The organism is Psychrosphaera ytuae, from assembly GCF_017638545.1.
Classification (GTDB): domain Bacteria; phylum Pseudomonadota; class Gammaproteobacteria; order Enterobacterales; family Alteromonadaceae; genus Psychrosphaera; species Psychrosphaera ytuae.
Genome location: NZ_CP072110.1, coordinates 1,484,613 through 1,510,417, shown reverse-complemented (window position 1 = coordinate 1,510,417; position 25,805 = coordinate 1,484,613). Strand labels below are relative to the sequence as shown.

At 44.3% G+C, this 25,805-nt stretch carries 24 protein-coding genes; 22 read left to right on the top strand and 2 right to left on the bottom strand.

The genetic code is table 11. The features are described from left to right. Positions 1 to 8: 8 nt before the first annotated feature. The gene (locus J1N51_RS06580; RefSeq protein ID WP_208833134.1) at positions 9 to 356 is read left to right on the top strand and encodes a Fis family transcriptional regulator; all 348 of its coding nucleotides are present in this window, start codon (positions 9 to 11) and stop codon (positions 354 to 356) included. Positions 357 to 371: 15 nt separating this feature from the next. On the opposite strand, the gene J1N51_RS06575 is transcribed toward J1N51_RS06580, so the two are convergent. Both J1N51_RS06575 and J1N51_RS06570 read right to left on the bottom strand, forming a co-directional pair. Then, positions 372 to 1,373: a tetratricopeptide repeat protein gene (locus J1N51_RS06575; protein WP_208833133.1), complete on the bottom strand. Its 1,002-nt coding sequence runs from the start codon at positions 1,371 to 1,373 to the stop codon at positions 372 to 374. Positions 1,374 to 1,451: 78 nt separating this feature from the next. Beyond that, positions 1,452 to 2,195: a hypothetical protein gene (locus J1N51_RS06570; RefSeq protein WP_208833132.1), complete on the bottom strand. Its 744-nt coding sequence runs from the start codon at positions 2,193 to 2,195 to the stop codon at positions 1,452 to 1,454. Positions 2,196 to 2,354: 159 nt separating this feature from the next. Here J1N51_RS06570 and J1N51_RS06565 point away from each other — a divergent pair, with 159 nt between their 5' ends. The 21 genes from J1N51_RS06565 (at position 2,355) to J1N51_RS06465 (ending at position 25,800) form a co-directional block, all read left to right on the top strand. After that, positions 2,355 to 3,587 (top strand): sensor histidine kinase, encoded by a 1,233-nt coding sequence (locus J1N51_RS06565; RefSeq protein WP_208833131.1) that lies wholly within the window; start codon positions 2,355 to 2,357, stop codon positions 3,585 to 3,587. Beyond that, positions 3,580 to 4,233: a response regulator gene (locus J1N51_RS06560; protein ID WP_208833130.1), complete on the top strand. Its 654-nt coding sequence runs from the start codon at positions 3,580 to 3,582 to the stop codon at positions 4,231 to 4,233. The genes J1N51_RS06565 and J1N51_RS06560 overlap by 8 nt, the downstream gene beginning before the upstream one ends. A 224-nt stretch (positions 4,234 to 4,457) precedes the next feature. Next, on the top strand, positions 4,458 to 5,453 hold the full coding sequence (locus J1N51_RS06555; RefSeq protein WP_208833129.1) for a DUF4382 domain-containing protein: 996 nt from the start codon (positions 4,458 to 4,460) through the stop codon (positions 5,451 to 5,453). A 299-nt stretch (positions 5,454 to 5,752) separates the two neighbouring features. Beyond that, entirely contained in the window at positions 5,753 to 6,211 is a 459-nt protein-coding gene (gene mraZ / locus J1N51_RS06550) for a division/cell wall cluster transcriptional repressor MraZ (RefSeq protein ID WP_208833128.1), read from the top strand. A 27-nt stretch (positions 6,212 to 6,238) separates the two neighbouring features. After that, positions 6,239 to 7,174, top strand: coding sequence for a 16S rRNA (cytosine(1402)-N(4))-methyltransferase RsmH (rsmH, locus tag J1N51_RS06545; protein ID WP_208833127.1), 936 nt, complete (start codon positions 6,239 to 6,241; stop codon positions 7,172 to 7,174). Further along, positions 7,171 to 7,500: a cell division protein FtsL gene (ftsL, locus tag J1N51_RS06540; RefSeq protein WP_208833126.1), complete on the top strand. Its 330-nt coding sequence runs from the start codon at positions 7,171 to 7,173 to the stop codon at positions 7,498 to 7,500. The genes rsmH and ftsL overlap by 4 nt, the downstream gene beginning before the upstream one ends. A 134-nt stretch (positions 7,501 to 7,634) precedes the next feature. Then, positions 7,635 to 9,344, top strand: coding sequence for a penicillin-binding transpeptidase domain-containing protein (locus J1N51_RS06535; RefSeq protein WP_232842891.1), 1,710 nt, complete (start codon positions 7,635 to 7,637; stop codon positions 9,342 to 9,344). Continuing rightward, entirely contained in the window at positions 9,328 to 10,935 is a 1,608-nt protein-coding gene (locus J1N51_RS06530; protein ID WP_208833124.1) for a UDP-N-acetylmuramoyl-L-alanyl-D-glutamate--2,6-diaminopimelate ligase, read from the top strand. The genes J1N51_RS06535 and J1N51_RS06530 overlap by 17 nt, the downstream gene beginning before the upstream one ends. Before the next feature lie 11 nt (positions 10,936 to 10,946). After that, positions 10,947 to 12,422: a UDP-N-acetylmuramoyl-tripeptide--D-alanyl-D-alanine ligase gene (locus J1N51_RS06525; protein WP_208833123.1), complete on the top strand. Its 1,476-nt coding sequence runs from the start codon at positions 10,947 to 10,949 to the stop codon at positions 12,420 to 12,422. A gap of 14 nt (positions 12,423 to 12,436) precedes the next feature. Next, a complete protein-coding gene (gene mraY, locus J1N51_RS06520; RefSeq protein ID WP_208833122.1) occupies positions 12,437 to 13,519 on the top strand; it encodes a phospho-N-acetylmuramoyl-pentapeptide-transferase in 1,083 nt (360 codons plus the stop codon). A gap of 30 nt (positions 13,520 to 13,549) precedes the next feature. Further along, complete coding sequence (murD, locus tag J1N51_RS06515; RefSeq protein WP_208833121.1) at positions 13,550 to 14,965, top strand: UDP-N-acetylmuramoyl-L-alanine--D-glutamate ligase; 1,416 nt, start codon at positions 13,550 to 13,552, stop codon at positions 14,963 to 14,965. Next, positions 14,962 to 16,194: a cell division protein FtsW gene (ftsW, locus tag J1N51_RS06510; RefSeq protein WP_208833120.1), complete on the top strand. Its 1,233-nt coding sequence runs from the start codon at positions 14,962 to 14,964 to the stop codon at positions 16,192 to 16,194. The genes murD and ftsW overlap by 4 nt, the downstream gene beginning before the upstream one ends. Beyond that, positions 16,178 to 17,278 (top strand): undecaprenyldiphospho-muramoylpentapeptide beta-N-acetylglucosaminyltransferase, encoded by a 1,101-nt coding sequence (gene murG / locus J1N51_RS06505; protein WP_208833119.1) that lies wholly within the window; start codon positions 16,178 to 16,180, stop codon positions 17,276 to 17,278. Before ftsW ends, murG begins: the two co-directional genes overlap by 17 nt. A 33-nt stretch (positions 17,279 to 17,311) precedes the next feature. Further along, positions 17,312 to 18,724: a UDP-N-acetylmuramate--L-alanine ligase gene (gene murC, locus J1N51_RS06500; RefSeq protein WP_208833352.1), complete on the top strand. Its 1,413-nt coding sequence runs from the start codon at positions 17,312 to 17,314 to the stop codon at positions 18,722 to 18,724. Next, on the top strand, positions 18,721 to 19,695 hold the full coding sequence (locus J1N51_RS06495) for a D-alanine--D-alanine ligase (RefSeq protein WP_208833118.1): 975 nt from the start codon (positions 18,721 to 18,723) through the stop codon (positions 19,693 to 19,695). The genes murC and J1N51_RS06495 overlap by 4 nt, the downstream gene beginning before the upstream one ends. Before the next feature lie 26 nt (positions 19,696 to 19,721). Next, on the top strand, positions 19,722 to 20,468 hold the full coding sequence (locus J1N51_RS06490; protein ID WP_208833117.1) for a cell division protein FtsQ/DivIB: 747 nt from the start codon (positions 19,722 to 19,724) through the stop codon (positions 20,466 to 20,468). Between the two features lie 17 nt (positions 20,469 to 20,485). Then, complete coding sequence (ftsA, locus tag J1N51_RS06485; protein WP_208833116.1) at positions 20,486 to 21,715, top strand: cell division protein FtsA; 1,230 nt, start codon at positions 20,486 to 20,488, stop codon at positions 21,713 to 21,715. 26 nt (positions 21,716 to 21,741) lie between these two features. Next, entirely contained in the window at positions 21,742 to 22,911 is a 1,170-nt protein-coding gene (gene ftsZ / locus J1N51_RS06480; RefSeq protein ID WP_208833115.1) for a cell division protein FtsZ, read from the top strand. 111 nt (positions 22,912 to 23,022) lie between these two features. Next, positions 23,023 to 23,934 carry a UDP-3-O-acyl-N-acetylglucosamine deacetylase gene (gene lpxC, locus J1N51_RS06475; RefSeq protein ID WP_208833114.1) on the top strand — a complete coding sequence of 304 codons (912 nt, stop codon included), beginning with the start codon at positions 23,023 to 23,025 and terminating at the stop codon, positions 23,932 to 23,934. Between the two features lie 220 nt (positions 23,935 to 24,154). After that, positions 24,155 to 25,234 (top strand): 4-hydroxyphenylpyruvate dioxygenase, encoded by a 1,080-nt coding sequence (hppD, locus tag J1N51_RS06470; protein WP_208833113.1) that lies wholly within the window; start codon positions 24,155 to 24,157, stop codon positions 25,232 to 25,234. Between the two features lie 20 nt (positions 25,235 to 25,254). After that, on the top strand, positions 25,255 to 25,800 hold the full coding sequence (locus J1N51_RS06465; protein WP_208833112.1) for a VOC family protein: 546 nt from the start codon (positions 25,255 to 25,257) through the stop codon (positions 25,798 to 25,800). Positions 25,801 to 25,805: the final 5 nt, after the last annotated feature.

The window sequence follows — 25,805 nt, the reverse complement described above, 5'->3', positions numbered from 1 at the left end:
GCTGTAACATGAAAAAATCCGACAAAAAACTCGATAACCAAATAAGACAAACACTCACTGAGTTATGCGAATCCCGACTCGAACAAATCGAGGGTTTTGAGTGGCTAACTCATGTGGTTAACTTTAATCGCTTTCCTGAAAGTTTGCGCGTCGTGTGCGTATTTTGCGACGATGAAAGCTTAACTAAAGCCAAACAGTCGGGGACAACGGACAAGATCCAAACTCAAATTACCCAGACATTAGCCAAGCTAAAAATCACCTTTAACAAGCCTGCTAAGCAAATTATCTTTGATACTGAGACTCGCTGCCAAGCCCAGCATGGTGGTAACTGGGCTAAGCGTTTGCAGAGTCTTTAAGTGAATTGTCAATGGTTACAGTGTTTTTAAACTGCGCTTGACCAATTTTAATAGCTCTCGGTCTTGGTTGTGCTCTTCCGCCAATAAGGCCTCATGAAGTACAGACAAGGTTTGTTTGGCCGCTTGCGGTTGTTGGTTTAAAACATAGAGCTGAGACAGTCGATATTGACCCCACGTTTTACTCGGTAAGTCCGGCAGCTGCTCGAGGGCCAAATATCGTTTCATCGCCTTGATGCCATCTTCAAGGTGCTTTTCTGAAAACACTGCATTGCGACCCAATTGATACAGAGCGCTTTGTATGGCGCTTTGTATGGCTCCTTGTTGCTGGTCTGATATATAGCCCGTGGAGGCTGCGCTGTCGTCGAGGTTCGTTGCTCGTTTAAACGCACGGTAGGCTTTGTCATAGTTTTTTAAGTCTTGAAAATAAAATCCAACCGCAAATTGAGCTTGAGGGGAGCTCGGAAAAGACTGCTCTAGTTGACTGATGTAATGCTCTATTTGTTCTTCATTTTCTCGATATTGAGCGACTCGCAACAAGCTCAGTGCCCCTTCAAGAGGCGCGAAGGCTTTGAGTTGCTCGGCGAGTTGTTGAGCTTTTTTAGCTGATCCGCCGGCAATAGCGGGGGCATCTAAATAAAACCCGATCAAACCTTGGTAGCCCGCTACGTATGTGGCGTCTACCTCAAGGGCTTTTTCAAACGCGCGTCTGGATTGTTTGGCAAAGGCGCCGGCCTTAAAAATAGACGCTTGTTTGGCTTGGTAACCACTGACTACTCCTTTCCAATATAAGGCGTCGGTGTTGTCGGGGTCATCTTTTAATAAATCATCTATTAGGGTATTTGCTTGTTGCAATTGATTGTTAGTGATCAGGGTTTGAACCTGCACCAGTGGCTGCGTTATTGGTGGCTGCTTGGTTTCCGTCTGACTTGCTTGCGATGGCGACGGTAAAATAATGGCAATAAGCAAAACGAGTAAAACAAGCACGCTGGTTATAAAAAGCTTTATCCAATCAATCATTTTTGTGTTCCTTTTCTGTTAAAAATAGGGGGTGTCGTTTATCTACTTTTTGTTTGTCGAATGTGCGTGCTTAGCTTGTTAAGCAACACGATACTGTTTTCTGTATTTGACCGCAAAAGTTCGCGAAATCGTCGCGCCGATTACGCCCGGCATAATCCAAAACAAAATTTGATAGTCACCTGGAACGAGATGGTTCAAAAACGACTGACCACCAAATACAAAAAACGCGGTGTAAGCTGCAATGCCCGATGCAACGATGTTAGTGAGGTGTTCGATGATCCACTCTGATTTTTTAAGGTCTCTTTTGTAGATATATCGAAGCATACCCAGCGCTGAAACAATGGAAAGGACACTAAATATTTCGTACAACATACTCGTGCGTTGAAGTCCAACATAGCCCACATAAAAAGCGGAAACGACCAACATACAGATACAAAATAAATGCAGTGGGGTCTTTAGTACATCACGGTTGGCTCTTGCGACAAGCGCCAGCGACGATTGACGAGTGGTACAAAGCACCAAAAACGACAACATAAACAAAAACGCAGAGGATGAGCGACCCACTTCAACAGCTTGGTTGGCTTGAGTCAAAGTCATGAGCCCTTGAGGATCTCGAATCGCCAGGGGATCAATAAACACGAGCGACGACATTAAAATACCGCTCAGCGAAACTGCGGTCATTCCCCAAACAAACCATTGACCCGAACGTTTGTGAAAGGCGCTGCCTTTTTTCTCAATAATGGGTAACCAAAAAATGATCAGCGCTACACTTCCTATCGCAATATGTACGACCAACGCAGTCATATGAATAAGTTCTAACATGATGTCTTCCTTTGTTTTGTTGATGCTGACTACTTTAGGTAGAAGGGGTTGGTTAAAACAGTGCCCAAAGTCACGATTAAAAAATATGACTTTTGGCCTATTTAGCTGTAACTGATTGTTTGACATAATGCTTTGGGGTTTCATGGAGTAGAAAAAGCAATGCAAAACAAGTGGTTCGATTTTAAGTTACACGAAAGTGTAGGCGTCATTACGTGGGGCGTTGTGTTTGCTATCGCGATGAAAATGATGGAAAACGCGGCTCCTGCGATTCAGGCGGATTTGGCCTATATCATCATTGCATTTGTCGGTTATTTGCTGGCTTTTTTGGGGGCGACTCGAGATTTTAATGGTCGATTAAGTCGTCGAGCTCAAGCTCTGTGTTTTACCGTTCAGTTGGGCTGTGCATTTGCGATTTTGTGGATGTTGCCGCTGGATTTTCTGCCTATTTTAACCATTATATGGGCGGCGGTTTCGCTGTCCTTTTTTACCGCTAAACAAGCCATTTTTGTTACCACGTTAGTTGTGATCACTTGGTTTAGTGTCTATGGCATTGTTTGGGAGCAGCGCAGCGCTTTTTATAGTGCGTTTTTGTACTACTCGTTTCATATCTTTGCTTTGATGATGAGCCTTCAAACTAAACGCGCAGAACAGGCTACGGCCGCAGCTAACGCCCTCAACACCGAACTACAGGCGACTCGAGAATTACTTGCCGAATCCACCAAGGTACAAGAACGCACTCGAATTGCCCGAGAGCTACACGATTTATTAGGCCATCACCTCACCGCACTGAATATTAATTTGCAGGTGGCCAGTCACATGATAAGTGCCAACAAGCCTACTGCCGAGCTCAAGCAGCCTGTGGAGCAAAGTTACTTGCTTGCCAAGTTACTGTTAAGTGACGTGCGCGAAGCGGTATCCACAATTCGCGATAACCAGTCGTTGGATTTGAGCAAAGCCATAGCTTTGATAGCCGCGTCATTTCCAGATTTAGAAATCCAAGTCAAAGGCGATAGCCTGCCACAGGACAACATCGAACTGCTCCATGATTTACTCAGGTGTATACAAGAATGTGTCACCAACGCTGTCAAACACGGTCAAGCCAAACAGGTTTCCATCGACTGCCAACAATCGGCACAACAGATTAAACTTGTCATTACTGACGATGGTCATCAGCACAAGTCAGGCACTCAAGCTGAGAAAAGTGAGAGTGTTAGATTAGGCAACGGTTTAACAGGAATGAAAGAGCGTTTGGCTAACTATCAAGGTGACCTTGATGTAGCAATTCAGGATGGCCAATTTAGAGTCGAAATGACCCTGCCACAGCAATCACATCATCTATTGCAGTCTGCGGTACAGCCGCAAGTAAAAGAAGGAACGAATACAGATGATTAATGTACTGTTAGTAGACGATCAAATGTTGGTAAGAGAAGGCATCAAAAGCCTGTTAAAGCTTTCAGATAACGTCTGTGTCGTGGCCGAAGCCAGTGATGGCAGTCAAGTATTAGAGCAACTCGCTACACACAAGGTAGATTTGATTTTACTGGATTTATCCATGCCTAACGTCGATGGCATCGCTACATTAAAGCTATTGCAGGACCACGCTGATGCACCTCCGGTCATTATTTTAACCACCTTTGATGATCACCAACTCGTATTAGAAGGTTTGGCTGCGGGCGCCAAAGGCTACTTACTTAAAGATGTCTCACTCGAGACGTTATGCGAATCAATAGAATCGGTAAAAAACGGCGCGACCTTAATTCAACCGGCGATTACAGAGCGCCTCGTCGCAGGTGTGAAGTCACAAAGTTCAACATTTAGCTACGAAGCCACAAGTGCCGGTCAAACCGACCTATCCCAAAAAGAACTTGAGGTACTGCGTTTGATGGCGTGCGGTTATTCCAACAAAGAAATCTCAGGGGCACTCTACAAATCAGAAGGCACCATCAAAAACCACGTTTCAAACATTCTGGCTAAACTTGGCGTCCGTGATCGAACCCGAGCGGTGCTGAGTGCGATAGAGCAGGGGATATTGAAGTGAGAACCGTTAGGTTACTCAAATTGAAAACCTGTACCTGATCTTCTAGACTCATAAGAGCTACATTACAAAAATTACAATTGATAAACTGTCTACGGGCAGTCGTACTTTGGTTTTGGTTTCAATTCTAAAGTATTTTTTCAGATGCAGAAAAAGTCTATCGATTTTAATGTCTTGAGATATTAAACATCTATCTACTTTATTGTGCTCAAACAAAAGGTGTAACGATGAAAAGCTCATTTAAACTTTCCCTTCTTGCAGTTCTAACTTCGAGTCTTATGGCTTGCGGTGGCAGCTCTTCTGACTCTAATGACGGTCAAAGCTTGGTGGATGCAGAATCTAAAGCTGCGTTTTCACTTGGTGTTAGTGATGCTCCAGTTGATGAAGCCGAATCAGTCTTCATCGAAATCGACAGTATAAGCCTGATTGACACAGCCGAGGGCAGCGAGAATACGACGACCATAGATACATTCACCAACGAGCAAGACGAAGTTGTACAGACCATAAAAGTTGACCTGCTTAGTTACCAAGGAACACAGCAACTTAAGATCATAGATGAAAGCCAAGGAGTTGAATTAACTCCAGGTGAATATGAGTTAGAGTTAAATGTGGTTGATGCTGGCTCCTACGTTTTATTAGACAATGACGCAACCGAACACCCTATTAAGGTACCTAGTAGCCGCCTGAGATTAGGTGCGTTTGCTGTTGTCGAGACTGCGGTTCAAGTAGGCGATACACCAGCTTACACAGTAGAATTTGATTTGCGAAAATCACTAGTTCAACGAGGTAATGCCAATAACAACAACGGTTATATTATTAAACCGAACGGCGTTCGAGTTGTAAGTCTTTACGGTGGTATTGAAGGAACCGTATCGGCAGGCTTAACAAACTTAGGTCAATGCACGGTTTATCTATATGACGAAACGGCCACTGAATACGGTGATCTGTTTGACCCTGAAGATCCAGACTTTGTGGCTCCTGCAGATCCAATCACTGCATCGATTCCACTGGCATCGACAGTCGTCGCGACGGATGGCTCGTTTGCCATTGGTTTTATTGAGCAGGGTAGCTATCAGCTTGCACTAAATTGCGGAACGGATGTTGACGACAATATTCAATATGATGGTTTTGCAATACCGTCATCTGCAGATGGTACAACATTAGATGCAGATGTTTTAACAGTAGAAGTGACGAGCCAAACCACAACGACCGTCAGTTTCTAAATCAATTAAAAAGAAAACGAGCGCAGGTTAAACTGGGCTCGTTTTTTTGTGCTCAAACACCACTGAAGACTGTTTTTAAGATCAAAAATTGATCTTTTTTCCCCACTTTTCCCCACATTTTTCATTACCTTATTTAAATCCCTTATTTCTATTGGATTAGGCGGCAATTTATTGCCGTTTCTTTGCTTGACTTTAGGTTGTTTAACGGCTTAAATTGTGAATTAGTGGGAAATTGTGGGATAAATTGGATCTCACACCCAATAATTTGGTGGAAATAATAACCACAATACGGAGCCAGCATGTTTCGCGGAGCGAACACTTTATCTTTAGACAACAAAGGTCGGTTATCGATTCCTACTCGATACCGAGAGGTTTTGCTGTCTGAGTCTGAAGGTAGAATGGTTTGTACTGTTGATCTACATCAGCCGTGTTTGTTGTTGTATCCATTGATTGAATGGGAAGACGTCGAGGCTATGTTGCGTCAACTTTCTTCGATGAACCCTCATGAGCGCCGTGTTCAACGCGTGTTATTAGGCAACGCTCACGAGGTCGACATGGATAAGTCGGGACGTATTTTAGTACCTGCTCAGTTACGTCAGCATGCTGACTTAGAAAAATCGGTGGTTTTGAGCGGACAGTTAAACAAATTCGAAATGTGGTCTGAAACGCAGTGGCAAGCTCAGATGAAAGAAGACATGGAAACTGAGCTGGCAGGTAATTACGAATTAACCGATCGATTAAAAGACTTTTCGTTTTAATCGACCAAAGCATAAAGCGACAGCAAGATGACAGCACACGTATCGGTATTATTACAAGAATCTATTGACGGCTTAGCGATTAAGCCGGACGGCATTTATATAGATTGCACATTTGGCCGTGGTGGTCACTCTTCTCATATTCTTCAACAACTCAATTCTGAAGGCCGATTGATTGCAATCGACCGCGATCCTACCGCGATTGAAGCCGCGAAGCGTTTTGCTGATGTGAGTAACTTCACGATTGAACATACACCATTCTCTGAATTACTTGCGGTGGCGGAAAAGCACGATGTAGTCGGTAAGGTTGACGGGATCTTAATGGATCTTGGGGTTTCATCTCCTCAATTAGATGAGGCAGATCGTGGTTTTAGTTTTATGAAGCCAGGCCCTCTGGATATGAGAATGGACTTTACTCGCGGTATTTCTGCGGCGGACTGGTTAGCCAAAGCAGACGAAGATGACATCGTTTTTGCCCTCAAAAACTACGGCGAAGAAAAGTTTGCCCGCAAAATTGCCCGTAAAATCGTGAACACGCGAGACGAGTCTCCGTTATTAACGACGACAGATTTAGCCACTTTAGTGGCGTCGACCGTGCCAAAGAGCAAGGTTGAAAAGAAACACCCAGCAACGCGTACCTTTCAAGGGATCCGAATTTATATCAACAGCGAGCTGGTGGAAATTGAAAAAGCATTAGAGTCTTCGCTGCAAGTGTTAAAGCCTGAAGGACGTTTGTCCGTGATTAGCTTTCACTCTTTAGAAGACCGCATTGTTAAGCAGTTTATTCGCAAGCAAAGCCAAGGCAAACAAGTGCCGCGTGGTTTACCTGTGACGGATGAAGAGCTTAACAAAGGTAAAACACTTAAACCGATAGGCAAAGCGATTAAGCCATCGGAACAAGAAATCGCTAGCAATAGCCGTGCGCGCAGCTCCGTCTTGAGAATTGCTGAAAGATTGTCGCAATGAACATAACAATAAAAAATGTCGTCGACACTCAGTTAGCAGGTTTAATTCTAAAAGACATACGTAAGTATTCACTTACAGTGGGGCTTCTGCTGCTCAATGTTGCCGCGGCCACGGCCGTGGTGCACTGGGCACAGTTAAACAGACAGATGGTGATCCAACAGGATGTCTTGTTACAACAACGAGATGACATAGATGTCCATTGGCGCCACCTGTTATTGGAACAACGTGCGTTAGCCGAACACAGCCGTGTCGAGCAAATTGCCCGTGAACGATTAGGGATGAGTCGCCCAACAACTGAGGAAGAGGTGGTGGTAACCTTGCCATGAAGGACTGGTTGAACGAAAAGCGTAAAAAGCAAAACAAATCGGCAACCAAACGCACCAAAAAAGGGGCACAGGCTTCGTCTGTCCAAAAATCCTCAAAAAAGAACATTCACGCCAAACAAAAAACCAAACCAACCATGAATCGCTGGCGTTTTCAATTTGTCATCGCTTGCTTAGTATTGGTTTTTGGCTCGGTGGTTACTCGAGCGGCTTACCTGCAAATTATTCAACCCGAACGCCTGATTAAAGAAGGTGACAACCGTACGGTCAGAGTTAAAAAGTCGTCGGTGCAGCGCGGCATGATCATGGACCGAAATGGCAATGAATTGGCAGTAAGCGTGCCGGTTCAAACCATTTGGGCTGACCCTAAGCGCGTACTTGAATACCCAGAATTTGAAACTGATGTCCGTTGGAAGGCACTGGCTAAAGTCTTACAAATGAGTGAGCAAGCACTGTTAGCTCGTATCACTAATAACCACGACAAACGATTTATTTATCTCAAGCGCAAAACCAATCCTGTCGTTGCTGACTATGTTCAGCAGTTGCGAATTCCGGGCGTTCGTTTGCGTGAAGAGTCAAAGCGTTATTATCCTGCCGGCGAAATTACCGCTCACGTAGTGGGTTTTACCAACATTGATGGTCAAGGCATTGAGGGTATTGAACTTCGTCACAATGAGTGGATGACAGGTACGCCAGGCAAACGCAAGGTCATCAAAGATGCCAAGGGCCGCGAAATCGAAATCATCGAAGAACAAAAGGGCTCTGAACCACAAGACATTACATTAACCATCGATCAACGAATTCAGTCGGTAGTCTATCAAGAATTGAAAAAAGCGGTACAAACCTTTGAAGCGGCATCAGGTAGCGCCATTGTTGTAGATATTGAGACGGCAGAAGTATTAGCGATGGTAAACAGTCCTTCGTTTAATCCAAACAATCGAACAAACGTGCCTGTGCATCGATTTAGAAATCGTGCAATTACCGACACCTTTGAGCCTGGCTCTACAATGAAACCACTGTCGGTGATCAATGCGTTGGAATATGGCTCATACGGTACTCTAGATTTAGTAGATACTTCACCAGGCTACATGCGTTTGGGCGGTCGTCGTGTATCTGACCCTCGTAATCGCGGGTTGTTGAGTTTGGCCGATGTTTTAAAATACTCGTCTAACATGGGCTCGACCAAACTTGCACTGTCAACGCCAAAAGAATCATTTTTAGGCTTGTTTTATGACATGGGCTTAGTGGACTCAAGTGGTATTGATTTGGTTGGTGAGAGTACCGGATTGTTTAATGACCGCCGCCGTTGGTCTGACTCTGAAATTGCCAGTTTGTCATTTGGATACGGTATTTCTGTCACTGCTGCTCAATTAGCAAGAATGTATACGACGCTTGGTGCCGGCGGTATCAGTCGACCTTTATCTATTATCAAGACCGATGTTGAAAAGCCATCAGAGCGTATTATTTCTCAAGACGTTGCTTATAACGTGTTAAACATGATGGAAAGCGTAGTGAGTGAAGATGGCTCGGGTAAAAACGCGATTGTTCGCGGTTATCGCGTGGCTGGCAAAACCGGCACTAGCCAAAAGGCCACTGCAGGTGGATATGGTCATGACTATGTGAATACGTTTGCCGGTGTTGGTCCTGTTTCTGACCCTAAAGTCGCGGTTGTAGTTGTGATCAATGATCCTAAAGGTGACTACTATTACGGTGGTGAAACGGCTGCACCGACCTTTGGCAAAATAATGCAAGAAACCCTGCGTATGTTAAACGTGGCACCGGATGCAGCCGGAGACAAAAAGATTCAGTTAGCGGATATAAGGCAAAAGCATGAAGACGTTAACTAACAGCAACGAAATTGCTCAGCATTTAAAGGCGCACTTAGCAGCTCTTGGAGCATCAGGTGACGCCGTTAATAATCCTATTCAAAGTAACGAAGATGTCGTATCGAGTCGTTTGTTACAAGACAGCCGTCAAATCCGTCAAGGGGACGTGTTTGTTGCTTTAGCAGGACACGATTTAAACGGCGCTGATTTTATCGATGCGGCGATTCAAAATGGCGCAGGCGCAGTGTTGGTTGACGCCGCTTGTGACTATACGCCAGCACCAAATAATGTTAATTCTGATGTTTTGTTCGTAGAGGTTCCTGCGCTTAGAAATTTATTGGGCTCACTTTGCCAATCGTTTTATTTTTCGGGTGAATCAAATCAATCACAGCCTTTGCCGGTAATAGGCGTGACAGGGACCAATGGCAAAACTTCCATTACCCATTTATTGGCGCAAATTGCAGATTTGAGCAAAAGCAATGACGATTTATCACCGTCAAAAAGCTGTGCAGTCATTGGTACTATGGGCACAGGATATTACCAAGCCTTAGTACCGTCAGCTAATACGACACCCGGAATAACTGATGTTTATCGATTGATGGCTGAGTTTCGACAAGACACTCGCCATGATTATATGGCGGTCGCTATGGAAGTATCATCACATGCCTTAGCCCAAGGTCGAGTTGCAGGTGTTGAATTCGAAACTGCAATTTTTACTAACCTGAGCCATGAACATCTCGATTATCACGGCACGATGGAACAATATTTTGCTGAAAAAGCAAAGTTGTTCACAGACTTTAGACCTGCTAATTCGGTGATCAATATTGATGATGAGTATGGGTTAAAACTGACCGACTTACTGCCTATTGAACAACGTGTGATCGCCGTTGGTGAAACCAAACAAACCCTCGCGTTTGCCGAGTACGTCTGGATTAAAAAAGTCGAATGCCATACTTACGGTTTACAAATAGAACTTGAGTGGCAAATCGACGGTGCTAAAGAAACCAGTGTTCTTAACTTACCGCTTTATGGGACTTTTAACGCCGCTAATATTGCAGCGGTTTTTGCGACAGCTATCGTTTCTGGCTGGTCGTTTGAGGCACAGAGTTTTACTGAGTTAGTTCCAGTTCCTGGCCGATTAGAGTTGTTTGTCGAAGACGACTTACCTATTGCGATCGTAGATTATGCCCATACTCCCGATGCACTAGAAGCATCATTAAAGGCAGCTAAAGCGCACCTTGATGGCAACTTATTGCTTGTTTTTGGCTGTGGTGGCGATCGCGATACAAGCAAACGTCCAATGATGGCTAAAGTGGCTGAAAAGTACGCAAACAGTGTCATTGTGACCAATGACAACCCAAGAACAGAAAGCCAAGAACAGATTGTTAATGATATTATCAAAGGCTTTGATAGCCCCGATGCGCACCATATTGAATACGATCGCAAATTGGCGATTCAATGGGCGTTAGAACACGCTCAGCCAGGTGATGCAGTATTAATCGCGGGTAAAGGTCACGAGACCTACCAGATTATTGGTCAACAGGTGTTTGACTATGATGAGCGAAGCTACGTAGCCGGTTTAATGGCTGACTTGGCTCAAAGAAACAATTAAGAAGGTTGCTAATGATAAAAGCAGATTTGAACTGGATTGCTGAGGTATTGGGTGTATCACCTAAGCTACCCAATGACGCCCAGTCAATAGATGGTTCTGCTGTAATCGGTGAGATATCAACCGACAGCCGTACTATTAGTCCCGGACAAGTGTTTTTAGCCCTTAAGGGGCCCAATTTTGACGGGACAAAGTTTGTTGCCGACGTAAAAGATAAAGGTGCGATTGCAGTTGTTGTCGACCGATTGGTCGATGTGGATATTCCACAATTTGTCGTGGCTGATACTTTAAAAGCGTTAGGCGCGTTAGGCAAAGCCGTTAAAGCTGTCGTTAACCCGACCATTATTGCGATGACCGGTAGTGTTGGTAAAACCTCAGTTAAAGAAATGTGCACGGCGATTATGAGCCAAAAAGGCCAAGTACTTTCTACAAATGGCAACTTTAACAATGAAATCGGTGTGCCTCTGACCTTATTGCGATTAGAGCCTCAGCACGAATTTGCGGTAATTGAGTTAGGCGCCAATCACATTGGTGAAATTGATTACACGTCGTCCTTAACTGAACCGCATGTTGCCATTTTAAACAATGTTGCCGAAGCACATTTGGAAGGCTTTGGTAGCTTATTTGGTATTGTAGAGGCCAAAGGTGAAATCTTTAATCACCTACAAGAGGGCGGTGTTGCCATTATTAATGCGGATGCCGAACAGGCTCACAAAGAGTATTGGCTGGGTAATTTAACAAAGCAATTCGAACGCAAAAGCGGTCGGGTTATGCAGTTTGGCTTAAACCAAGCATTCCATGGTGATGTTGATACAACCTATGCGACAGATATCAATTTAAACGATTCGGGTTGTGCAGAATTTGTTTTGCATGCGGCCCCAGCGTTGTTTTCCGAGCAGGTTGAGCCAAAGTCGATAAACATTTCACTTACCGTACCTGGTGAGCACAATGTAAAAAATGCATTGGCAGCGGCGACAGCGTGTTTGCAAATTGGTGCGAGCCTGGACGACGTGCAACGCGGTTTAGCAACCATGGCAAAAGTAAAAGGTCGAGTGAATCTTCAGCCGGTTGATGATCAATTATTGTTAATTGATGATTCATACAACGCCAATGTGCAGTCGGTAAAAGCAGCCATCGATTTGTTATCAACTTATGCAAGCAAACAAATTTTGGTACTTGGTGATATGGCTGAACTTGGTGAAGATGCACAAAAATACCATACCGAAATCGGCCAATACGCAAAACAAAAAGGTATTGAGTCTTTGTACTCTTTTGGCGTGTTGAGTCAAAGTGCCTCAGCTGAATTTAAAGAAAGTGGCTTTCATTTTTCATCCAAACAGGCGTTAGTAAGTCACTTATTAGAACAATTAGAACAGTACCGTCAGGCCGGTCAAAAGGCGACGGTATTAGTGAAAGGATCTCGAAGTGCCAAAATGGAGTTGGTCATAGAGCAAGTCTTTGCAGAACGCAAACGGCAAGAACAAGAATAAAGGCAGAGTAGAGTATGTTAGTTTGGTTGGCCGAGTATTTAACCCAGTTTTATTCTGGCTTTAATGTCTTTTCCTATTTGACGTTTAGAGCGATTTTGAGCGTGTTAACGGCAATGGGCCTGTCGCTTTATTTTGGTCCAAAGTTAATTCGCGCATTACAAAAAATGCAGATTGGTCAAACCGTCCGTGATGATGGTCCAGAGAGCCACTTTAGCAAAGCCGGTACGCCGACAATGGGTGGTATCCTAATTTTGGGGGCTATTGTTGTTAGTACTTTGCTGTGGGCTGACCTGAGCAACAAGTATGTTTGGGTTGTAATGACGGTCGTTGTTGGTTACGGCATCGTTGGCTTTGTAGATGATTACCGCAAAGTGATCCGCAAAGACAGTAAAGGTTTGATTGCTCGCTGGAAGTACTTCTGGCAGTCGGTGATTGCAATTGGCGTTGCCGCGTACCTGTTTTATACCTCTCAAGATCCAAATGAAACGGCATTATTAGTTCCGTTTTTCAAAGAAGTAATGCCACAGCTGGGCATGATGTATTTGTTGGTTGTGTACTTTACGGTTGTGGGTACAAGTAATGCGGTTAACTTAACGGATGGCCTAGATGGTTTAGCAATTGTTCCTACGGTAATGGTAGCGGGTGCCTTGGCGTTATTTGCGTATGTAACGAGTAACGTTAATTTTGCAGAGTATCTCCATATTCCATACATCCCATTGACTGATGAATTGACGGTTGTCTGTACCGCTATTGTTGGCGCTGGCTTGGGCTTTTTGTGGTTTAACACCTACCCAGCTCAAGTATTTATGGGCGATGTAGGTTCGTTAGCATTAGGTGGTGCGTTAGGGATTATTGCCGTCTTGGTCCGTCAAGAGTTAGTCCTTGTGATCATGGGCGGTGTCTTTGTTATGGAAACCCTTTCGGTCATTCTGCAAGTGGGCTCTTATAAATTACGTGGAGAGCGCGTGTTTAAAATGGCACCGATTCACCATCATTACGAATTAAGTGGTTGGCCTGAGCCGCGAGTTATTGTGCGATTTTGGATTATCTCATTGGTATTAGTTTTGGTCGGCATTGCGACATTGAAACTTAGATAACCTCAAACTCATTAACATAGTGAACAAAATATGAAACAAACATCGACCTATTTAACCAGTCTTAGCAATGCCAAGGTTGCCCTTGTGGGCCTTGGTTTGACTGGTATGTCGATGTTGCGTTATTTACTTGAACACAATATTACCCCGGACGTATTTGACTCTCGTGAGACGCCACCGATTAACGCCCAGCACGATGAGCTATTGGCGCAGGTGTCGTGTCAATTTGGGCCTATCCCGACCAAACAATTTAGTGATTACGATTTGGTATTGATCAGTCCGGGTATCAGTCTTAAAGAACCCGCTTTGCAATACGCTAACAGCATTGGTATAGATGTATTTTGTGACATTGAGCTGTTTGCTCGAGTCAATACCAAACCGGTAATTGCCGTTACTGCTTCCAATGGCAAATCAACCGTTGTTGCTTGGTTAACGGATTTTCTAAATCGAATTGGCAAAAAAGCGGTTGCCTGTGGCAACTTTGGCGTACCAGTATTAGACGTTATTGATCAATCGGTAGATGTTTTTGTCATGGAGTTGTCTAGCTTTCAGTTAGATACAACGGAAAGCTTGGTTTGTACCGCGGCTTCGGTTCTAAACATAACGCCCGATCATTTAGACCGGTACGAATCATTTGCAGATTATGCAGCGTCTAAAAGAAAAATATATCGTCACGCACAACTTGTTTTGGCTAATGCCGATGATGAGTTAACTCACCCCCTTCAAGAGCGTCATAGCGAAGACTCCACGGCGGTTCAGTTTTTTGGTTTGCAAAGTCCATTTGAATCTATGATGTGGAGTTACGAGCCAGCTACGGGTGAGCTTATTCATCACCAAAATGTGATTACCAACCTTAACCAAGGTCAAATGCGTGGCCATCATAATGGCCTAAACGCATTGGCCGTGTTAGCGCTTGCGAGTAGCTTAGACATAAACGTCGAGCAACATTTAGACAAGTTACATGCGTTTTCTGGTTTAGTGCATCGTTGTCAGCCAATTAAAGAGTGGCACGGCATTCGATTTATTGATGATTCTAAAGCAACCAATGTAGCGTCAACGATTGCTGCCGTGTCTGGTTTGGCAAACGGCAAAAATATAGTACTTATTGCGGGTGGTGATGCCAAAGGTGCTGACTTGTCTGAGTTAAAGGCACCCATTGAGCCTCACATAAAAGCCCTGATTGCGCTTGGTAAAGACAAAGCCGGTTTTGCTCAAGTGGTAGAGCCAAATGTACTTAGTTTTGTCGATGACATGTCAGAGGCAGTTGAGCGTGCCATTGAAAAAGCACAATCCGGGGACATTGTTTTGTTATCACCAGCTTGTGCAAGTATTGATATGTTCCAAAATTACCAAGCTCGTGCGGCGGCCTTCATCCAAGCGGTAACAATACAAACTAACGAAAGAGAAAAATCCGAGCTAGATTCGACTGAGCACGAGGTGCCATCATGAGCCGCATTGGATTTGGTCTAGTTAATTTAGCTAAGAAAAAAGACGTACCTGTCGAGCCTAAAGCACCAGTTTTATACGACCGAGCTTTGTTAGCACTCACACTAGTGCTTATGTTATTTGGCTGGGTAATGGTGACATCGGCGTCTATGCCAGTGTCTGAAAAACTCTACGGCAACGAATATTACATTTCTATCAAACACGCCGTATTTATTGTCATTTCGATTTGTGCGCTATTCACGGTTGTATTATTCCGTATGGACTGGTGGCAAAAGTACAATGTTTACTTGTTATTTGCCGCGGTCATCCTACTTATTTTGGTGCTTTTAGTTGGCACAACGGTTAATGGTAGTCGGCGTTGGTTACCGTTAGGTGTGTTTAATTTGCAAGCCGCAGAAGTGGCCAAACTGTTTTTCTTTGCGTTTTTGGCTGGGTATTTAGTTCGTCAACACGAACAGTTACTCGAAAACGTAAAGGGCTTTATGAAACCTTTAGGCGTGTTTACTGTCCTAGCCATATTGTTATTACAACAACCTGATTTAGGTACCGTCATTGTGATGTTTGTGACGACGGTCGCTTTGTTGTTTTTGGCTGGTGCAAAAATTTGGCAGTTCGTTGCGTTAATCGCCAGTGGTTTGTTAGCCGTGGTGAGTTTGATTTGGTTGGAGCCGTATCGAATGAGACGAGTGACGGCCTTTTTGGATCCTTGGGCAGACCCCTTTGGCAGTGGTTACCAGCTCACACAATCTTTGATGGCCTACGGCAGAGGTGATTGGCTAGGTCTGGGTTTAGGAAACAGTATTCAAAAGCTAGATTATTTACCAGAAGCTCATACTGACTTTATTGCTGCGGTTGTCGCAGAAGAGTTAGGCTTTTTGGGTTTAGCTGCGCTTGTGATCGTGATGGGCGTTTTGGTTTATCGCATTTTATTAGTAGGCTCTAAGGCGATGGAAAAAGGCCTTCATTACAGTGGTTATTTTGCCTACGCAATCGGAATTTGGGTGGCATTCCAAGTATTTGTAAATATTGGCGCAAGTACAGGCTTGTTGCCAACTAAGGGCCTGACCCTTCCGTTTATATCCTACGGGGGCAGTAGTATTATTGTGTTTTCCGTTGCACTTGCCGTGGTACTTCGCATTGACTATGAGCTTCGTCAAATAGCGCCATCGCCGACTGATCCAAGCCACAAACAAAATAATGACATGGAGGCTGAGTATGAGCCAGCAGTCTAAAGCCGTGATAATGGCTGGCGGTACCGGTGGTCATATATTTCCGGGTATTGCTTTAGCGGATGAACTTAAACAACAGGGTTGGCAAGTTGACTGGATTGGCACCGCAGATCGAATGGAAGCTGACTTGGTACCTAAACACGGTTTACCGATCCACTTTATAGAAGTAAGCGGTGTGAGAGGCAATGGTTTAATTCGCAAGCTAAAAATGCCGTTTATGTTGCTCAATGCCTTTTTACAGGCAAGAGCGATATTAAAGCAGCTTGCACCTGATGTTGTTGTGGGCTTTGGTGGTTATGCTTCAGGCCCTGGTGGATTAGCGGCAAAAAGCCTGGGTATTCCACTTATTTTGCACGAGCAAAATGCCGTGATGGGGATAACAAATCGCTATCTGAGTCGATTTGCTAAAAAAGTGCTACTGGCATTTAACAATACCCGTCAGTGCCCAGAGTCTGATCGAGTTGAGGTTGTGGGAAATCCGGTAAGAGCCGAGATAGCGCAATTAAATAATGTGCTCAAACGCCCAATAAGTGACCACTCACAGACACATATTTTAGTTATTGGTGGTAGTCTAGGAGCTAAAGTACTAAACGAAAATGTCGCCAAGTATGTTGCGCCATTTATGACGTTACGCGGTGGCTTAAAAGTTCGCCATCAAGCGGGCAAAGGCAATAGTGAATTAGTACAAAAAAACTACTCGGAACACGGATTTGATACTGATTCGGTTACGGTGACGGATTTTGTCGATGATATGACAGAAGCTTATCGCTGGGCGGATCTCGTTATTTGCCGTGCCGGAGCACTGACGGTTTCTGAAATCGCAGCGTCGGGTAACGCCGGGATTTTTGTCCCTTTGCCACACGCTGTGGATGACCATCAGACTGCCAACGCTATGAGTTTAGTAGAAAAAGGGGCGGCCAAAATAGTGGCTCAGTCCGAATTAGAACAAAAATTGCCTGAGGTTCTGCACGAGTTATTGCATGCGCCTAATTTGATAGAAGAAATGCAGCTCAAGGCAAAACAAAACGCAAATTTAGGCACGACCGCTCGCATGTTAAGTCTGTGCCAAGCATTTGGAAGTAAGTAATTGAGTATTCAAGATAATATAGTTAACCCAGCTATGCGACGTTTGCAAACGTTGCACTTCATCGGTATCGGTGGTGCTGGTATGGGTGGCATCGCTGAAGTGTTGCTAAATGAAGGTTATTCGGTGACAGGATCAGACATCAACGAAAACAGTGTAGTCCAACGCTTGAAAGGGCTAGGTGCTATCGTGTCAATTGGCCACGAAAAGCGCAATGTCGCCGATGCGAGTGTCGTCGTCGTATCAAGTGCGATAGATGAGACCAACGTAGAAATCATTGCAGCACGAGAGCTTCGAATTCCAATTGTCCGTCGCGCAGAAATGCTAGCCGAATTAATGCGATTTCGATTTGGTATTGCGATTGCTGGTACCCATGGAAAAACAACAACAACGAGTTTGATTGCGAGTATTTTTGCAGAAGCAGAGCTCGATCCAACCTTTATTATTGGTGGCTTGTTAAACAGTGCAGGCACCAATGCTCGGTTAGGTAAAAGTCGTTATTTGATTGCTGAGGCTGATGAGAGCGATGCGTCGTTTTTACACTTACAGCCACTTATTTCGGTTGTGACTAATATCGAAGCGGATCATATGGAAACCTATGACGGCGACTTCGAAAAAATGAAGCAAACTTATATCGATTTTCTCCATAATTTACCGTTTTATGGCCTTGCTACTATGTGTGGGGATGATCCTGAAGTTCGTAATGTGGCAAAAGAGTTAGGCCGCAGAGTCGTCAGTTATGGTTTTGAAGAGCATAACGACTATGTCATTACTAATTTCAAACAAACCGAAACGCGCACGACGTTCACGATTACTCACGAAGGTGGTAGCGTCGATTTATCCCTTAACTTACCAGGTCGACACAATGCGCTAAATGCAACAGCAGCCGTTGCAGTTGCGCACGAAGAAGGCATTGACGATAAGTACATTGTTTCTGCCCTTGAAAAATTTGAGGGAATTGGCCGTCGCTTCCAGCAATACGGGGAGTTTGAAACCGGTAAGGGCTCAGTAAAATTAATGGATGACTACGGTCATCACCCAACAGAAGTTGCAGCTACGATTGAAGCAGTTCGCGCCGCATGGCCGGAACGACGCGTGGTTATGTGTTATCAGCCACACCGTTACAGTCGTACACGCGATTTGTATGATGACTTCACGGAAGTCTTATCAAAAGTTGACTGTCTGTTGTTATTAGAAGTGTACCCAGCCGGTGAAAAACCGATTGCAGGTGCCGATGGTCGCAGTTTGGCTCAGTCAATTCGTCAACGCAATCGAGTAGACCCTATTTTTGTTGCCAAACCAGAAAACATCCCTGCTCAATTAGCACATGTGATCAAAGATGGAGACGTCGTGATTACCCAAGGTGCAGGTAATATTAATTCGGTGATCAAAACCCTAATCGACTGCGAAATGAAAGTTGAAAAAATGCTTGAGGTCACAGAATTATGAGCCAAGTGATTCGCCCTCTTGATTTGACTACTTTTGATGCGGCCGTATTTGGTAAGGTTGCTGTTATGTTTGGTGGAAACTCTGCCGAGCGTGAAGTGTCTCTGGCATCAGGAAAAGCGGTCTTAGATGCGTTACAAACAGTAGGTGTTGATGCCTACCCGTTTGATCCTAAATACGATGATCTTGATCAGTTATTAGAACAAAGCTTTGACCGCGTGTTTATCGTCTTACACGGTCGCGGTGGTGAAGATGGTAGCCTACAAGGTGCATTGACCTTGATGGGCATTCCTTTTACCGGTTCTGGGCCACAAGGCTCTGCGTTTGCGATGGACAAAGTACGCAGCAAGTTTTTATTTAAAGGCGCAGAATTACCAACGGCACCATTTGCAATTGCGCGCAAAGGTCAGGATTTAGATTTGGCGAAAACACTCAGTGAGTTGAACAACAGAGTGATGGTTAAGCCAGCCAATGAAGGTTCGAGTATTGGTATGTCTCAAGCTCGAACTGTTGAAGAGCTAGAGAAAGCGTTAGAAATTGCCTTTCAACACGACTCAGAAGCTTTGATAGAGCAGTGGGTAACAGGTAAAGAAGTGACGGTTAGTATTCTTAATGGCGTTGCTATGCCTCTTATTGAAATGCGAACACCTAACGAGTTTTATGATTACGAAGCCAAGTACAAAAGTTCAACAACAGAGTATTTGTGTCCAGCGCCCTTGTCAGACGAACTGACTGAGTCAATTCAAAAAATTGCAGTTCAAGCTTTTGATCTGGTTGGCGCAAGTGGCTGGGGACGCGTTGACTTTTTGATTGACGAGCAGGACCAACCGTATTTGTTAGAGATAAATACCGTGCCTGGTATGACTCAGAGCTCTTTGGTTCCTAAGTCTGCCGCTCAAGCAGGAATGAGTTTTCAGCAGTTAGTTGTGACCATTTTAAAAGGGTCATTAAGCCAAAGCGAACGCGCTAATTAACTGGTATGACGGCAAGGGATCGGGCGATGACTGAAAAAACCGAAAAAAAGTGGCAACGTTCTGGCTTTTTAGTTGGATTTGTTTTCTTTTTAACGGTTATTTTATTGTTTGTATGGGGTTATAATAGCCTGTTCGATTGGGCTCAAAGTAAAAATGACGCGCCAGTTGATAAGGTGATTGTACATGGTCGGTTAGACTTTTTGGACCGACAAGGCCTGACAGACAAGATAGAGCAACAAATTGATGGCAGTTTTTTTACCATTGACGTTGCCAAGTTACAGAACAATTTATTAGAAAACCCGTGGATTTATGCGGCGTCAATTCGCAAGGAGTGGCCGAGTACGATTCATGTGTTTGTGGTCGAGCAAGACGTGTTTGCTGTTTGGAACAATGACTTGTTGCTCAACCCGTTTGGTGATGTGTTTTATGCGGATGGCATTGAAGTGCCAACGACATTACCCAGATTATACGGCCCTGAAGGCAACGAAAAAGACGTTCTTAAAGGGTATGTGCAAATGCAGCATTTACTGGATTTACACAAGTTTCAAATTAGTGAGCTAGTGCTGTCCGAGCGATATGCTTGGCAGGTCTGGTTAGAAAAAGGCATTCACCTTAATTTGGGGCGTGCTGATAAGATGAAGCGAGTACAACGTTTTGTTGATTTGTACCCACTTTTATCTGAATATGGCGATAAACAAGTCGCCAGAGTGGATTTGCGTTATGACATTGGTTTAGCGGTGTCATGGCTTGAAAATAATAATAAACAAAGTTAAGTGCGTAAGCGAATAATATGAGTCCTAGTGCGAAAGCCAATGATAGAAATTTGATAGTCGGCCTTGATGTTGGAACATCTAAAGTTACGGCTGTCGTGGGTGAAATTACCCCAGATCAACAAATCAGTATTGTTGGCGTAGGTCACCATGCCAGCAGTGGTATGGATAAAGGTGGTGTAAACGACCTTAACCTTGTTATTGGTTCGGTTCAAAAAGCAATAAACGAAGCCGAATTAATGGCGGACTGTCGTATCTCTTCTGTTTATCTCGCCATTAGTGGTAAGCACATCTCTTGTCAAAATGAGAGTGGCATGGTGCCAATTCATGATGCGGAAGTTACAGCAGATGACGTTGAAAACGTTATTCACGCAGCAAAAGCAGTCCCAATGGCTGCTGAGCGTAAAATGCTGCACGTTATGCCACAAGAGTTTTCTGTTGATATGCAAGAGGGCATCAAAAGCCCGATCGGTATGTCTGGTGTGCGAATGGAAGCAAAGGTTCACATTGTTACCTGTTCAAACGATATGGCTAAAAACATCGTTAAATGTGTAGAACGCTGCGAACTTAAAGAAGATCAATTGATTTTTAGTGCCTTAGCCTCAAGTTACTCGGTACTAACCGAAGACGAAAAAGAATTAGGTGTCTGTGTCGTAGACATGGGCGGTGGCACATTAGATATCGCTATTTACGCTAATGGCGCAATTCGCCATTCAGCTGTGTTACCAGTAGCAGGTAACCAAGTAACTAACGATATCGCCAAAATTTTCAGAACGCCGATAGGCCATGCTGAAGAAATCAAAGTTAAATACGGTGTTGCCTATCGCAACTTAGCGAGTGCAGAAGACAACATCGAAGTACCAAGTGTCGGTGGCCGCCCAGCGCGCATCATGTCACGACACACCTTGGCCGAGGTAATAGAGCCTCGTTACCAAGAGATATTCGAACTTATTTTGGACGAGATTCGAAAGTCAGGACTGGAAGATCAAATTGCGGCCGGTATTGTACTTACTGGTGGTACCGCTAAAATGACTGGTGCAGTAGATTACGCCGAGCAAGTCTTTCAAATGCCTGTTCGAATCGGAACGCCGTTAGGCGTGAAAGGACTGACAGAGTACGTGCAAGATCCAAGTTATGCGACCGCAGTAGGTTTGCTGTTATATGGAATGGAACAGCAACAAACAGTTGACGAAGAAAAAACGCAAACTTGGTATCAGATTATTGCAAGTTGGTTCAAAGGCAATTTTTAAAGAATTTATAGACGGAGAGAATGACAATGTTTGAATTAATGGATGATCACAACGAAGAAGCTGTCATCAAAGTATTTGGTGTCGGTGGTGGCGGTGGCAACGCCGTTGATCATATGGTTAAAGAGTCAATTGAAGGGGTGGACTTCATTGCAGCTAATACCGATGCGCAAGCATTGCGTAAGTCTGAAGCTGGCATGACACTTCAATTGGGCTCGGCAGTAACAAAAGGCCTTGGTGCAGGTGCGAACCCTGAAGTAGGGCGTCAAGCTGCAATTGAAGATCGCGAAAACATCGCGGCAGCAATGCAAGGTGCGGATATGGTATTCATTGCCGCTGGTATGGGCGGTGGCACAGGTACTGGTGCGGCACCAGTAGTTGCAGAGATTGCCAAAGAGTTAGGTATTTTAACGGTTGCAGTTGTAACAAAGCCGTTCAACTTTGAAGGTAAAAAGCGCTTAAGCTACGCTGAGCAAGGTATTGACCAGTTGGCCAATCAAGTTGACTCGTTAATTACTATTCCGAACGACAAACTACTTAAAGTACTTGGTCCTAAGACGAGCCTTTTAGACGCGTTCAAAGAAGCAAACAACGTACTTTTGGGTGCGGTTCAAGGTATTGCTGAACTAATCACTCGTCCAGGTTTGATCAATGTTGACTTTGCAGACGTAAAAACGGTTATGTCTGAAATGGGTAACGCAATGATGGGGACAGGTTCGGCATCAGGTCCTGACCGTGCACAAGAAGCTGCGGAAGCGGCAATTGCGTCTCCACTTTTAGAAGACATCGACCTAGCAGGTGCTAAAGGTATCCTAGTTAACGTAACAGCGGGTATGGATTTGACCATTGAAGAGTTTGACTCTATTGGTAACACAGTTAAGGCGTTTGCTTCTGAAAACGCAACGGTAGTCGTTGGTACTGTTATCGATATGGAAATGGACGAAGAGCTTCGCGTTACAGTGGTTGCGACTGGTATCGGCGGTGAAAAGCGCGCGGACATTTCTCTTGTTTCTTCAGGTGCACAAGCTCCTGCTCAGAACCAAGGTTATGCAAGCTCGCGTTCTTCAGCTGCAGTAGCTCACCAAGCACAACCGGTTGCAGAGCCAGAGCAAAAAGCGTTATTAGAAACAGAAGAGAAAAAAGAAGAAGTGGAAAGCTACTTCGATATTCCAGCGTTTTTAAGAAAGCAAGCTGATTAAATTGTGTACTATTGATCTGTGGTCGGATTTCTTGTATAATACGCGCCTATTTTTTAATAGTGTCTGTTTTTTATACACTTAAACGAATTGATGAGGGTTGTTAACGCAAATATGATTAAACAACGCACAATAAAATCACCTGTTACAACAACAGGGATTGGTTTACACAAAGGTGAAAAGGTTACACTTACTCTCCGTCCTGCGGCAGAGAATACGGGTATCGTATTCCTACGCACAGACCTGACGCCTGTTGCTGAGTTCAAATCTACGCCAGAGTTGGTGGGAGATACTCAGATGTGTACGTGCTTGATTAATGATGCTGGCCAACGCTTATCAACGACTGAACACTTGATGGCGGCGATCGCAAGTTTAGCGATTGACAACTTGATCATTGAAGTGGACGCAGCAGAGATTCCGATCATGGATGGCAGCTCACTGCCTTTCATTTATTTGATGCAGCAAGCTGAAATCGTAGAGCAAAACAGCCTACGTCGTTACATCAAAGTGACTAAGCCTGTTCGCGTAGAACTTGGTGATAAATGGGCTGAGTTACGTCCGTACGATGGCTTCAAAATCGACTTCAAAATCGAATTTGACCACCCGGCGATTGCTCAGTCTAACCAGCGTATTGAGTTAGACATCACCGCTGATTCATTTATGAAGAAGATCAGTCGCGCGCGTACGTTTGGTTTTATGCGTGACATCGAATATCTACGCAACAACAACCTAGCCCTTGGTGGTAGCATGGACAATGCTATCGTATTAGATGAATTTCGCGTACTTAACCCAGATGGTTTGCGTTACGACGATGAGTTTGTCAAACACAAGATCCTAGACGCGGTTGGTGACTTGTACATGACAGGTACACCGTTATTGGCTGAGTTTGTCGCATTCAAATCGGGTCACGACCTCAATAACAAGGTGTTGGTCGAGTTGATGAAACAACAAGACTGTTGGGAATACGTAACCTTTGGTGATGAAGCACCTGAGGGTGTACGCCAAGCGATTCCATCATTGGCTTAATCCAAAACCATATTAAATATTAAAGACGCAGCTTAGGCTGCGTTTTTTTATGCGTAAAGATTTCTTTCCCCTAGTTTCAAATCCTAATCCACAAAGGTTTTCTTTGTTTTTTTAACATTTGATATATTGGCGCCCAACAGAGTGGGACGACTATATAAAAATGAAACTCGTCCCAATATTAAACGTCAAATATTAAAAGTTATCTAAATAGGGGAAGGCAATGGCCGACTTGTTTGAAAATCCAATGGGATTAAATGGCTTTGAATTCGTTGAATTCACAGCACCAGAGAAAGGCATTTTAGAGACTGTATTCGCCTCTATGGGTTTCACCAAAGTAGCCCGTCACCGTTCAAAAGACGTTGAATTATGGCGCCAAGGCGACATCAACTTTATCACTAACTACGAAAAAGGCAGCCACGCAGATTATTACGCACAAGAACACGGTGCGTCGGCATGTGGTCTTGCGTTTCGAGTAAAAGATTCGCAGTTCGCTTACAAGCGAGCAATCGAGCAGGGTGCTCAACCTGTAAAAGTTGAAACAGGACCAATGGAATTACACCTACCTGCAATTAAAGGTATCGGTGGTGCTAACTTGTATTTAATCGATCGTTATGAAGAAGGTAATACCATTTATGACATCGATTTTAATTGGATTGAAGGTGTTGACCGTCATCCTAAAGGTTGTGGCTTCCATACACTGGATCATTTAACTCACAATGTTTATCGCGGTCGTATGGACTACTGGGCGAAGTATTACGAAGACCTATTTAACTTCCGTGAGATCCGTTACTTCGACATTAAGGGCGAATACACAGGTCTGTTATCAAAAGCGATGACTGCACCAGATGGTAAAATCCGTATTCCTCTTAACGAAGAAGCTGCTGGCGGCGGCGGTCAAATCGAAGAGTTCTTAATGCAATACAATGGCGAAGGTATTCAGCATATTGCCTTTGCTTGTGATGACCTAATCGCATGTTGGGACCGTTTGAAAGAAGCGGGCATTGAATTTATGACTGCGCCTCCTGCAACATATTACGAAATGTTAGAAGAACGTCTACCAGGTCACGGCGAGCCGGTTGATGAGTTAAAAGCTCGTGGTATTTTACTCGACGGTACGACCGAAGGCGGTCAACCTAGACTATTATTACAAATCTTCTCGGCACCAGCATTAGGCCCAGTTTTCTTTGAATTTATTCAACGTAAAGAAGACGAAGGCTTTGGTGAAGGTAACTTTAAGGCATTGTTTGAATCAATCGAGCGTGACCAATTGGCACGTGGCGTAATTGGTGACGACAAATAATTAAGCCTAAAGAGGTTTTTATGAAAATTACTCGAATTCACCACGTGGCGTATCGCTGTAAAGACGCCAAAGAAACCGTCGAATTTTATCGCGACTTATTGAATATGGACTTTCAATTAGCGATTGCTGAGGACAAAGTGCCTTCGACGGGGGCGCCAGATCCATACATGCATGTATTTTTGGATGCGGGTCAAGGTAACGTGTTGGCGTTTTTTGAGATCCCAAATTCTCCGGATATGGGACGCGACGAAAACACCCCGGCTTGGGTTCAACACATTGCCTTTGAAGTTGAAACTATGGATGAGCTTTTAGAAGCAAAATCTCGTCTAGAAGGTGCTGGTATTGATGTATTAGGCCCAACCGATCACGCCATCTTTAAGTCGATATATTTCTTTGATCCAAATGGTCATCGAATTGAGCTTGCAACGAATACGGCGAAGCCAGGCATGCTAGAAGAGCTTAAACGCGTTGCTCCAGCGATGTTAGACGAATGGGCTGAAACTAAAAAAGCCCCAAATCACGCAGCTTGGTTACACAGTGGCGAAGATTTTAACAGCAAGAATTAAGAGGG